Source organism: Olavius algarvensis spirochete endosymbiont, from assembly GCA_900608495.1.
Taxonomy (GTDB): Bacteria; Spirochaetota; Spirochaetia; order DSM-2461; family DSM-2461; genus UBA2779.
In genome coordinates, this window is sequence record UWYT01000246.1 from 64,915 (window position 1) to 76,787 (window position 11,873).

Annotated in this window: 10 protein-coding genes and 1 tRNA gene; 7 read left to right on the top strand and 4 right to left on the bottom strand. The window is 46.7% G+C overall.

Annotated features, from left to right (window positions below; genetic code table 11):
* Positions 1 to 3 precede the first annotated feature (3 nt).
* From S1OALGB6SA_RS07520 to S1OALGB6SA_RS07535, 4 genes are all read left to right on the top strand, one after another.
* Positions 4 to 591, top strand: coding sequence for a V-type ATP synthase subunit D (locus S1OALGB6SA_RS07520; protein ID WP_124033058.1), 588 nt, complete (start codon positions 4 to 6; stop codon positions 589 to 591).
* A gap of 20 nt (positions 592 to 611) precedes the next feature.
* On the top strand, positions 612 to 2,459 hold the full coding sequence (locus S1OALGB6SA_RS07525; RefSeq protein ID WP_124033059.1) for a V-type ATP synthase subunit I: 1,848 nt from the start codon (positions 612 to 614) through the stop codon (positions 2,457 to 2,459).
* On the top strand, positions 2,456 to 2,908 hold the full coding sequence (locus S1OALGB6SA_RS07530) for an ATP synthase subunit C-like protein (RefSeq protein ID WP_037565132.1): 453 nt from the start codon (positions 2,456 to 2,458) through the stop codon (positions 2,906 to 2,908). Before S1OALGB6SA_RS07525 ends, S1OALGB6SA_RS07530 begins: the two co-directional genes overlap by 4 nt.
* A gap of 266 nt (positions 2,909 to 3,174) precedes the next feature.
* Entirely contained in the window at positions 3,175 to 4,452 is a 1,278-nt protein-coding gene (locus S1OALGB6SA_RS07535; protein ID WP_230204495.1) for an SPL family radical SAM protein, read from the top strand.
* Here the strand turns inward: S1OALGB6SA_RS07535 and pgmB are convergent.
* Genes pgmB through S1OALGB6SA_RS10310 form a run of 3 tightly spaced genes read right to left on the bottom strand, consistent with a single transcriptional unit; the run spans position 4,432 to position 7,596 of the window.
* Positions 4,432 to 5,148, bottom strand: a complete 717-nt coding sequence (gene pgmB / locus S1OALGB6SA_RS07540; protein WP_195910367.1) for a beta-phosphoglucomutase — start codon at positions 5,146 to 5,148, stop codon at positions 4,432 to 4,434. The genes S1OALGB6SA_RS07535 and pgmB overlap by 21 nt on opposite strands.
* Positions 5,115 to 7,406, bottom strand: coding sequence for a glycoside hydrolase family 65 protein (locus S1OALGB6SA_RS07545; RefSeq protein ID WP_037565136.1), 2,292 nt, complete (start codon positions 7,404 to 7,406; stop codon positions 5,115 to 5,117). Before S1OALGB6SA_RS07545 ends, pgmB begins: the two co-directional genes overlap by 34 nt.
* A 37-nt stretch (positions 7,407 to 7,443) precedes the next feature.
* Positions 7,444 to 7,596 (bottom strand): hypothetical protein, encoded by a 153-nt coding sequence (locus tag S1OALGB6SA_RS10310; RefSeq protein ID WP_161786841.1) that lies wholly within the window; start codon positions 7,594 to 7,596, stop codon positions 7,444 to 7,446.
* 56 nt (positions 7,597 to 7,652) lie between these two features.
* Between S1OALGB6SA_RS10310 and S1OALGB6SA_RS07550 the strand changes: the two genes are divergently transcribed.
* The 3 genes from S1OALGB6SA_RS07550 to S1OALGB6SA_RS07560 all read left to right on the top strand — a co-directional run bounded on the left by S1OALGB6SA_RS07550 (position 7,653) and on the right by S1OALGB6SA_RS07560 (position 11,483).
* Positions 7,653 to 9,200 carry an ABC transporter substrate-binding protein gene (locus tag S1OALGB6SA_RS07550; RefSeq protein WP_230204496.1) on the top strand — a complete coding sequence of 516 codons (1,548 nt, stop codon included), beginning with the start codon at positions 7,653 to 7,655 and terminating at the stop codon, positions 9,198 to 9,200.
* 115 nt (positions 9,201 to 9,315) lie between these two features.
* The gene (locus tag S1OALGB6SA_RS07555) at positions 9,316 to 10,401 is read left to right on the top strand and encodes a carbohydrate ABC transporter permease (RefSeq protein ID WP_124033060.1); all 1,086 of its coding nucleotides are present in this window, start codon (positions 9,316 to 9,318) and stop codon (positions 10,399 to 10,401) included.
* Positions 10,398 to 11,483 carry a carbohydrate ABC transporter permease gene (locus tag S1OALGB6SA_RS07560; RefSeq protein WP_124033061.1) on the top strand — a complete coding sequence of 362 codons (1,086 nt, stop codon included), beginning with the start codon at positions 10,398 to 10,400 and terminating at the stop codon, positions 11,481 to 11,483. Before S1OALGB6SA_RS07555 ends, S1OALGB6SA_RS07560 begins: the two co-directional genes overlap by 4 nt.
* 63 nt (positions 11,484 to 11,546) lie before the next feature.
* On the opposite strand, the gene S1OALGB6SA_RS07565 is transcribed toward S1OALGB6SA_RS07560, so the two are convergent.
* Positions 11,547 to 11,621, bottom strand: a tRNA-Arg gene (locus S1OALGB6SA_RS07565).
* Positions 11,622 to 11,873 lie beyond the last annotated feature (252 nt).

Consider the following 11,873-nt stretch of genomic DNA (forward strand, 5'->3'; position numbering starts at 1 on the left):
GTTATGGAACTGAGATTTCAATATAACAAAATCTCGATACAAGCCCTCCAGAAGCAATTGAAGATTCGACAAACAGCTCTCCCGACACTGAAAAGCAAGGAAACCTATCTTCGCATCAGTATCAAGAAAGAAAAGAATCGACTGGATGAGCAGCAAGACGAACTGGCGGAACTTAGAAGCAGAATCGGAGAATCCGAACAATTATTCTCCGAATATCCAACAGACTCGCTTCGCATTATGGATATAGAATACGACAGCAAAAAAATGGCGGGAATTATAATACCTGGTTTGGGGGAAATCAGTTTTGCCGAGGCTGCAGGTGCATTGGTTCAGAAGCCCGCCTGGTTGCTTTGGGGTTGGAAGGTAGCTAAACACCTAATCCGGATTATCACTGAAATTGATGTAACGCAGCGTCGCATAGAGTTACTCGAACTCGCAAGAAAGAAGACAACTCAGAAAGTCAATCTCTATGAAAAAATGCAGATTCCCCAATTTTCCGAAGCGATACTCAAAATAAGAAGATATCTCGAAGACGTGGAAAATCTGGACAAGGCCACCCAAAAAATCACCAAAGCCAGACAAAGCCCTTAGGTAAGTAAATGATTGAGAAGATGAAAAAAGTTCAATTCTTGCTAACCTCTGGCGATTCAGATAAATACCTTTCCGAATTCCAACAACTGGGGCTTGTACATCTTCAAACCAAATCCGTCTCCGAACACCCTGATATAATAGCACTCTTGAGCCGAATGGACTTACTGAAAAAAACCTTGGCTGCCTTACTTCCATATTCCGAGCTTTCCGGTTCCGAAGAAACCCACGAAACGCTTAGCATCGACAAAGTTCAGAAACAGACATCGGAAATTCTATTGGACATACAACGCCATCGGAGCGATATAGAACGGCTAAAAAAAGAAGAAGCCGCACTTGCGCCCTGGGGCTATTTCAGTCTCACGACAATATCAGACTTGGAAGAGCAAGGAATACTCATCAGTCTTCACATACTTCCAAAGAAAGCCTTTCAAAAAGCGCAGCATACCAATCGTCACTTCGAAATCATCCAAGAGAACAAGGTTCAAGTTCGCTTCGTCGAGATTCGCCGTGCAAAGTCCGATGAAAACATTGAAACTCCATTATACCCTGAAGAACGTATGGGAGATATGGACGATGCAGAATTGCGCCTCCGTCTGGAAACGCATAAAAACAAGATTTCGGAACTGGAATTCAAACTCAGAATTTTATCGCGCAGCAAGCGTGCAATCGAATCGGAATTACGAAAAAGTGAACTGCGACTTGAGCGTTTGATAGCCGCCAAATCACTTGACAGCCATGCCAATGGTTACATTCAATGCCTAAGTGGTTTTGTCCCAATATCACTCTTCCCCGAATTAGATTCTTTTCTCGAAGATAGAAACATCCTTCCGATATATGGCAATCCCGGGGATTATGAAGCTCCGATAAGACTGAAAAATGGTGTTCTTGTTCGTCTTTTTGAACCAATAACAAAAATTTTCGGACTGCCTCAATATATGGAAATCGACCCAACACCATTTTTCGCACCCTTTTTTGCCTTCTTTTTCGGTTTCTGCTTGGCCGATTTGGGTTACGGCATTATAGTTATCATCTCTGCTTTGGCCGCTTTACTATTCGTGAAACGCCGAGCATTTAAGCCAATCGCTGCCCTCGCCGCCATATTCGGGTTCTGTACGGTTATCGGTGGTCTTTTCCTCAATACATTTTTTGGGACTCAAATCGATGCCATCCCCAATTTGTCGGATGAAATCGCCTCTTTTCTTCTTTTCAGGGATATAAACGATGCTATGTACTTCTCCATCTTGCTGGGGATAATTCAGATACTGGTGGGTTTTATAATACAAATCGCCAATAAGTGGCGCCAGGAAGGATTGATCGCCTGCTCTCAGCCACTCGGCACATTCTTATTGCTAACAGGAGTTGTACTATGGGTTTTAGGAACCCTGGAACCATCATTCGCCATTGGCCCTATCCAAATTGGTAGTTGGGGTACGCAGCTCGGAACTTCAAATCGAATCGGGTTTACCTTGTCGATTACTGGAATACTTCTCATTCTGCTGTTTAACGACACTCGAAAACGAATTTGGCTACGTCCGCTTCTGGGTCTTTGGAAACTGTATGGTATCGCAACTGATATACCTCGGGATATCCTTTCCTACATCAGGCTCTTTGGATTATCACTCGCAGGAGGTCTTCTTGGCGGGGCAATCAACTCAATCGCTATAATGATACTTGGCACTGATCCCGGCTTCCTATCCTGGGTTTTTGCGTTAATTGTCCTGCTCGCAGGGCATTCAGTCAACTTTGCACTTGCGGCTCTTGGAGCCTTCGTTCATCCTCTCCGTCTTACTTTCGTCGAATTCTACAGGGCGGTAGGATTCCGTGGAGGGGGAATAAAATACGCACCTTTTGGAGGGAAATTTGCGTGAATAATTCAGTAATTCTTGCTAGTATAGGCCTTGGTTTGATGGTGGGACTTTCAGGAACTGGATCGGCCATAGGACTGGTAATCGGAGGGAGCAGCGCCATCGGTGCAGTCAAGAAGAAACCAGAAGTATTCGGTTCATCTCTTGTCCTTTCGGCCCTCCCGGCATCTCAGGGTCTTTATGGTTTTGTGTGTTTCATACTCTTCCACAAATCTGTAAATCCCAACATGACCCTATTTCAAGGAGCCATGATTTTGGCCGCCGGCATCGCCATGGGACTTACGGCCTTGTTTTCCGCAATACAGCAGGGTAAAGTCTGTGCAGCAGGAATTTCCGCGATAGGCAGCGGGCATGATGTTTTTGCCAACACCTTTATCCTGGCAGTGTTTCCGGAATTCTACGCAGTACTGGCGTTGGTGGTTTCCATTCTGATAAAAACCACAATGCTGTAAGATATTCAATATGAAAGAAATCAGGGCTTGGACGGTATATCACTTTGTACTGACTAATTGTGATTTCCACCAATATAAGCAATCCGCGAAACACTGGAGTTCAACAGAATGAAAAGATTGCCTCGTGCAGTCGATTTTGAGACTAACAAGCTTGACTAAGCCAGGTTTTGAACTATAGGCAGTGCTAGTCGTATCGATTGGATGAATCACAAACTCAGAGCAGAAGCAAAATTGTACAGGGGAGTTAAAGCTGTTGGCTAAAAGGAATGATACTGCCCACGCGCGATAAGATGGAAGCTGTAATGAAGCAGAGCGAGTTTGCCAACTTGAATGAGCAAGATCAGGCAGCTGTCAGGGCGGGGGCACTTAAACACAGATTTACTTACCAGGAACTCAAGCAGATTATCGATATGTTCTTGGATTTTGAAATGTGGGGTGAGCCCAGTATCCGTGAAATCTTCAGAAAAAAGTCAGGGAAGGTAGCATTCGAAGCGGTGAAAAAGGCTTGGAGGGAATTGAAGAAGACACCAAAATCCTACGATGGTTTTTCCGGTAGTCCAGAACCTACCCGGGAAGCTGGGACAAATCCGGTTGCAATTGAGGGAGGACAACTGGGTTTCGGGGCGTGTCCTGTTGCGTCGGAAGATACGCGATGCTGCAATCTTCTAACCCTGGACGCTGCCGAGGGTTGCGGATTTGACTGCACCTATTGTTCTATCCGCTATTTCTATAATCCAAAGGCAGTGGAAATTGACAAGAATTTTGCCCGGAAACTGGAATCACTTGAACTCGACCCGCATCGGACATACCACATCGGTACGGGCCAGGCCTCGGATTCTCTGATGTGGGGTAATAAGTGGGGGTTACTAGATTCATTATTGGATTTTGCCGAATGCCATCCCAATGTGATTTTGGAATTAAAAACGAAATCGGATAATGTCAATCATATAATTTCCCGGAAAATACCCGCAAATGTAATAAGCACTTGGTCCTTAAACACAGATACAATTATTGACAACGAGGAGCATTTCACCGCTTCCCTGTCGCGACGGCTGGCAGCAGCCACAGAGGTGTCTGAAAAGGGAGGTCTTATCGGTTTTCATATTCATCCGATGCTTCACTATGACAGGTGGCAGGAGGAATATGGGGCGCTTTTCACGCAGATTCAGGAGCATTTTGTGCCGAAAGATGTCGTCCTGGTTTCATTAGGAACACTTACCTTCACAAAAAGAGTGATTCGAGGGATTCGTGGCAGGAAGATGCAAAGCAAGGTGCTGCAGATGCCGCTTGTAAAGGCCGCGAGCAAGTATTCCTATCCACTTGATATTAAAAAAGAGATGTTCCGTTTCGCATATGAAGCATTTTCGGAATGGCACAAGCACGTTTTTTTCTATTTGTGCATGGAAGATATCGTACTCTGGCCCAGTGTATTCGGCTATGAATATACGAGTAATGAAGATTTTGAGGCCGCCATGATTAGCCACTATTTGAACAAAATTGAATCCCGCGGTGGGCAGAGATGCTCACGCCGGATTCCGGATTAGCCTGTCAAAGCTGCAGAGCTCTTTGATACCGAAATTCAAGAAGCCTGGAATAACCAGGTCTGCGGGAAGCAAAGCGGGTTCCGGGGCAATGCCAATGCAACGAATCCTGGCTAATCTGGCGGCTTCTACACCCGCAAGGGCATCTTCCAGGATAATGCATGAGCCTGGCTTCTCGTTCAGTTTCTTCACGGCTATCAGGAATATCTGAGGGTTCGGCTTGGCTTTGGCCACTCTTGTGCCATCAACTATGCAGTCGAAGAGATGGGAAATTGCAAGAGAGTCAATTACTGCCTTAGCATTCTTACTGCTACTGGCTATTGCAGTTTTAATCCCGGATTGTCGGCATTCAACTAAAAAATTTTCTACTCCGGGCAGTATGTCGTCAGGCGCAAGATTGCGCACGAATTCGAGATACCAGGAGTTTTTCCTCTTAGCTAATTCTATCTTGCGAGATTGGGCGGCAACCCCGGTTTGATGATTGTATGGGTTGGCTAGAGAAAGAATTGTATCCAGGCTTTCTAATCTGGAGAGACCCTTGAGTTTTTCGTTATCGTCTCTCGTGAACGCGATGCCCAATTCCGCAGCAAGTCGTTTCCAAGCCTGATAGTGGAATTCGGAGGTATCCACTATAACCCCATCAAGATCGAAAATGAGTCCGCCAATCATTGGGGATTCGTCTGTGGCGGTACAGGGCACCGCAACTCGTTTTTCAGCAATAGAATTTCGCCATAGAGTTCCACTTCGCATGGTTCGCCTCGGCGGAGGCTGAAGTTTACACTGCTGCGATTGGCTTCAACCTCAATGAGGGAATTCCGGTACAGAATACTAAATACCATGGACTTCCACTTGTCCGGAAGGCGAGGTGAGAACGCAGGTAGAGGTCCCTTGGGTAGAAAACCACCAAAGCCCCATACGGCGGCCATCCAGCTCCCCCCCATATTGGCAGCATGAATTCCATGCCGTGTATTCCCATGAGTGTTTTCAAGGTCTAAAACTACGAGTTCGCGAAAATACTTGTAGGCCTTTTCCGAGTCGCCCAGTTTGCTGGCAAGAATGGAAAAGGCAACGCCGGAGAGCGAAGAATCGTGGGTGGTAATTTTCTCGTAGTATTCATAACTGTTCCGGATTGTGCTATCGCTCTCACCTGTATCCAGAAGCACGTAGGCCAGCACCGTATCTGCCTGTTTGCAGATTTGAAATCTTGAAAGGGTTAATGGGTGGTACTCCAGGAGATAGGGGTGGCCTCGATTCTCACCGCCTGGTTTCCATTTTGGTTTTCGAAGGAATGATTCATCCTGGGGGTTTATATCCAGCTCTCTGTCGTAGGGAAGTGTCATCAATTTCGCAGCCTTTTGCCAGCTGGAAACCTCGCTTTCTTCGAGTCCGATGCTGTCTTTGAGTTTTTCCAGGGCGGGCCTGTGAGTTGCCTCCATTAACGTGCAGACATTGGCGGCTGTTTCCAAATTTTTCCTGGCCATGGCATTGGTGTAATAATTGTCGTTTACCAGACAAGTGTACTCATCAGGCCCCGTAACTGTATTGATGTGGAAGTCGTTCTTTGTGAAGTTGCCAATCTCCAACCAAATTCGCGCTGTTTCGAAGAGTAATTCGGCTCCGTACCTAACGATGAAATCTATATCGTTGCTGGCCTCCCAGTAGCGCCAAATGGCATATGCGATATCGGCATTGATGTGATACTGGGCACTGCCTGTGGGATAGTGGCTGGAGCATTCCCTGCCCGTTATAGTGCGCCATGGGTATGCCGCACCCTTTGAGTGTCCCATTTTCCTGGCATGAGTCCGAGCATGGTTAAGGGTGAAATAACGGAATAGCAGGAGATTTTTTGCCAGCTGCGGCTGAGTGTAGACAAAGAAGGGCAGCATGTAAATCTCGGCGTCCCAAAAGTAATGACCCTCATAACCTTCGCCGCTTAAACCTTTGGCTGGTATGCTGGCATTTGATACACGGGGAGCGCATTGGTACAAATTGAATATATTGAAACGAAGACCACGCTGACTTAACTCGTCACCTTCGATTTGTATATCCGCACTATCCCAGAATTTCACAAGATGATCTTCTTGTTCGGCTCGAAACGTTTCAAAACTGCTGTCGGCGAGCTCTTCCGATAGGAATTGCAACTTTTTTTCACAGTTGGGGTGACGTAACGAATCGGAAAAGAAAGCTATTTTTTCCAGGCAAATGGTGACGCCGCGGTTAATCCTGGTTTTCCATGATAAGTAAGCATTCCGCTTGTTGTGGCTGCCTGGCACAAGAGGTATACCATTTATTTTAAGGTGCTGTTCTACTCTAATCGCAAGTGAATCGCCTGTTGTTTTAGTTCTGGAGCTGATTGTGATGACATCGTCTTCCACTTTTGAACTAACAATCTCGAGTTCGTGGAAGGGGGTGGATGGAGTTCTTGGATCGCTGGAATCGAAAAGGTTATTCACGTTTTCCAAAATTCCTGCTTCTATTTCCACTTCCATTGCCTGCTGTGAGCTTAAGCGGTATTCGAGCGTAAAAATCTCTGGATGAGAAAGCGAGGCAAGACGTCGAGCTCGAACTTCCAGCAGCTTGCCGAGTCCAGTTTTCCAAATAACATCACGGCCCGAGAGGCCCTCGCGCATATCCAGAAATCGTCTGTACTGTTCGATGCTTGAATCTGTGAGCTGAAATTGCTGCCCATCTACGCGAACACGCACACTCTGCACATCAGTGATGTTGAGTATCCTTTCACCGATTTCGGGAAACCCGTGTAGTTTCTCGGGATGCGATATCGGATAGGTATCATGGAATGCACTAAGGTATGTACCAGGCAAGCTGTTAGTTGTTTCCGCATAACCCTCCTCAAAGCTCGCCCTCACGCCAATATAGCCATTTTCGCTGTGATAGAGAGTTTCTTCCAAGCTGAAAAATAGCGGGTTGAATACTTTGGTTTCCAGAAGAAAAGACATTTTGCGCTCCATTCAACTAACAATATGCGGCATCATGCTAACGCCAGATGCGACTTGCATCCGTCCTTGCCAGGCTACTACCAACACAAACCGTGCGGCAGATGGCGCTGCTCTCATCAATTACCACCCCATCCATCATGCGACAGATTTCCCGGATGATACCCCGAATGACGCCAATACTGGAACTCACTTTGTGCTCCAGTCAAGAACATCCTGTGTCGAAACAGATATGCAAATTTTCGATCAATGCTGATTGACGGTATCATCAGAATGCTTTACCGTGAATTGATTTTTAGAGGCATTCCATTAATGGATGAAGCCCGAAGGAAAACGATGCGTCATACTAACCACGATTCGGCCTGCACAGACGGCGCAGGTGCCTCCTCAACAATCCTGAAGATATCAAGCGCCAATGCCGCGTTGTGGCGTGGAAGGCCGGAAGAACAAACAATTACAGAGTGTTATATCCCCTCATTGGGGGGAGAAGTTTTTAAAAAAAGGAGAATTCATATGAGAAGGTTGTTGCTAATTGTTATGGCGTTGGGAGTTGCTTTAGCGCTCACTGCCTGCAAGGACTCCGACGGTAAGAAGACCGCTGGAAAGGTGGTTACCATATCAGGCCCCTTCACTGATAATGATGCGGTCAAATTTGAAGAGTCGCTTAAGGCCTTCGAGGAAGAGACAGGGATAGATATCCAGTACGAAGGATCAAAGGAATTTGAGGCGTCCATTTCGATTCGTATCGAGGGAGGAGACCCACCAGACATTGTCGATTTCCCACAGCCTGGTTTGCTCGAAAACTTCGTGCAGAAGGGATATGTCATCGACTTGAATACGGTGCTCGACATGGAGGCAGTCAAAGCGAACTACATCCAGAGCTGGCTGGATATGGCTACGATGAAGGCTCCCGAAGGTGAAATAATGGCAGGTATCTGGGGTCGCGTTAACGGCAAATCTCTGGTTTGGTATAACAAAAAGGCGTTCGATGCGGCGGGCTACAGTGTACCGCAGACTTGGGATGAACTGATTGCCTTACAGAATGAAATACTGGCTGACGGCGATACTCCCTGGGCAATCGGAATCGAATCTGGTGCGGCGACTGGTTGGGCGGCTACGGATTGGATCGAAGAGATGATGCTCAGAACGACGAGTTTAGAGAACTATGACAAGTGGGTTGCAGGCGAACTGAAATTCGATTCCCCGGAAGTGCGCAGAGCAATAGATGTACTTGACAGTATCTGGTTTGCGGATGGCATGGTTTATGGCGGCAGGAAGAGCATATCCACCACCAGTTTCGGTGACGCGCCCAAGGTGATGTTTGAAACTCCACCAAAGGCATGGCTGCATAAACAGGGTAATTTCATTACAACATTTTTCCCGGAAAACCTTGTTGCAGGTGTGGATTACGATTTCTTCTATCTTCCAAGTGTCGATCCTTCCTTAGGCAGACCCGTACTTGTTGGAGGTGATATTTATGCCATGTTTAACGATCGTCCGGAAGTGCGCGAAGTGATGCAATTCTTTGCTACAGGCGCCTCCATTGAGGGTTGGGTGAAAGCAGGAGGCGCTATTTCGCCTCATAAGGATTCCAGCCTTGATTGGTATACCAATGTGGTGGATCAAAAAGTCGCCGAGGTGATTCAGAATGCTACCAGTGTACGTTTTGATGGCTCCGATCTAATGCCTGGCGCTGTTGGCGCGGGTTCATTTTGGAAAGAAATGACCGCCTATGTATCGGATTCGAAAAGCCTGGACGAATCTCTTATGGCAATTGATGATTCCTGGCCGCGTTAGTGCCCTGCTAGTTCTAGATTGAAAACACTGGCTGGGGGGGGATTCCTCTCCGGCCTGGTTGTATTAGATACCTGGCTTACATTTAAAGCGAGAGTGTGTTGGGGAGGCATGCCTGATGATTGATTCGCCTAGAGGGCGTGTGTTACGTGCATTAACCCTTGTGGCTCTAATAGTGCTGGCTGCCGCGTTTTTGTTTGGCGGCTTTGTGTTGCTGCAGTACATACAGGAATTCAAAATCCTGATGACTATTTCAGCCGTGATATGGGGAGTGGGATCTGTTGCCCTTCTTTACCACGTGTTGAACCACATCGCACAGACTATGCCACGGAAGGTTAGGTCTGTATCAGTGGCCATCATATTCGCCGGCCCTGCAATTTTGATTCTTTTTTGGGCATTGATACTGCCCACTTTGAGATCTCTTCGCCTGAGTTTCATGGATTCAACCGGCAGTAAATTTGTATTTCTTGATAATTATATATTTGCGTTCACCGATCCGATAATGCTCCAAAGCTTCAGAAATAATCTACTCTGGATGATTTTTGGCACCCTCTCCTGCGTGGTGCTGGGTATTGTCATTGCAGTGCTTGTGGACAAGAGCAGGATGGAGCGACTGATTAAATCACTCATCTTCATGCCAATGGTTATCTCGTTTGTGGGCGCTGGCGTGATTTGGAGATTCATATATGCCTATAAGGGAGAAGGCGTCAACATTGCAGATATAGGCCTGCTGAATGCAATAGTCACCTCACTCGGGGGCCAGGCCCAAGCATGGACCCTGGTGCCATTTTGGAATAACTTCTTCTTGATAATCATTATGGTTTGGTTGCAGACAGGCTATTCGATGGTGATTATATCCTCAGCTATCAAAGCCATACCTGTATCCTTAAATGAAGCGGCTCGGGTTGACGGGGCAAATGCATTCCAGATATTTTTCAGTATCACAATTCCTACAATCATGCCTACGATTGTTACTGTAACCACAACGATTCTAATATTTAGTCTCAAGCTATTTGACATTGTTAGAGTGATGACAGGCGGCAACTATGGAACCAATGTTATCGCCAACGAGTTCTACGAGAGACAGTTCACCCGTGGTCAGTCCGGGCAGGCCTCGGCTATTGCAATTGTGTTGCTGGTAGTGATTATCCCGGTGTTGGCCTATAATCTCCGCCAATTCAAGGGGAGGAGGACACTTAGATGAATAAGGGAACGTTGGCGCGTTGGGCAGTTGGCCTCATTCTGTTGGTGATAGTTCTCTTATGGACGATTCCCACATTGGGCGTCTTAGTAACCTCGTTTAGGGACTCGCGGAATATTTACAGCTCAGGGTGGTGGACCGTCTTGCCCCATAGGGGTTTGACGAAAACAGGAGAATTCGAACTACCCGCAGAAACCGATCCCGATAAGCCAGTTCTCATTGAAGGTTATAGCGCTTCATTTGATGAATGGAGAGTTGGTGTGAAGCTTGCCGATGGACGTACTCTTCGTTGGCCTGGCAATAAGCGCACTCGAAAAATTGAAATATACGAGGAGAAATGGACTGGTTTTAGCGCAAACCTGACACTTAAGAATTATCGCGATGTTCTTTCAGGTGGCGAGGTGAGCTACGAAGACGCGCAAGGGAATACCATTACACGTCATGGCAATAATTTCGCCGATGCAGTGTTGAATTCTCTTGCGGTGAGTATCCCTGCCACGGTTATTCCCATCTTGATTGCGGCATTTGCCGCCTATGCCTTTGCATGGATGGAGTTCCCCATACGTCGACCCCTTTTTATTATGGTAGTGGCCTTATTGGTGGTTCCCCTACAGATAGCGCTGATACCTATATTGCGAGATTATACTCGTTGGAATCTCAACGGCACTTTTCTCAGCATGTGGCTGGCTCACACGGGTTTCGGTTTGCCGTTGGCGATATATCTGCTATATAACTACATTAGTACGTTGCCGCGTGATATTTTCGAATCGGCCTTCCTGGATGGCGCTACGCCATATAACATCTTTGTGCGTCTAGTGCTGCCACTGTCGGTTCCAGCCTTGGCAAGCTTTGCGATTTTTCAATTTCTCTGGGTTTGGAATGATTATCTTGTGGCTCTAGTTTTCCTGGGCGATAAGAATCGCGTTGTCACTAGTGCGCTTGCGGCAATGGTGGGAGAGAAAGGACAAGACTGGCATCTGCTCACATCTGGAGCCTTTATGAGTATGATACTTCCTTTAATGGTATTTTTTGCCCTGCAAAGGTTTTTTGTGCGTGGACTGATGGCAGGATCGGTTAAGGGTTAGACTTTTCTACTCCGAGTAACGTGAATTCATTCATCTGTCAGACTCCACAGGGCTCCGAATTCGCGCGCCTAGCAGGACTCGAACCTGCAACCCTCGGCTTAGAAGGCCGATGCTCTATCCAACCTGAGCTATAGGCGCTTTTCAAAGGAATCAACCGGGATAAGAAAACCCTGAGCCATCTCCTGTTCCCAAAATAATCCCGATACGACAACCCATGTGCGCCCCATTATACATGGAGGTTTGAAAGTACTGCAATGCTCACATCATTATATACAAAAGAATTAGCACAATTAGTGTAACTTCATTCACAAAGGTATTTTGTAGATACCCTCAACTTTGACATAGAGCCTCAAGCCTCTATCTGCCGCAACACATCGCCCGGCAAAGGAC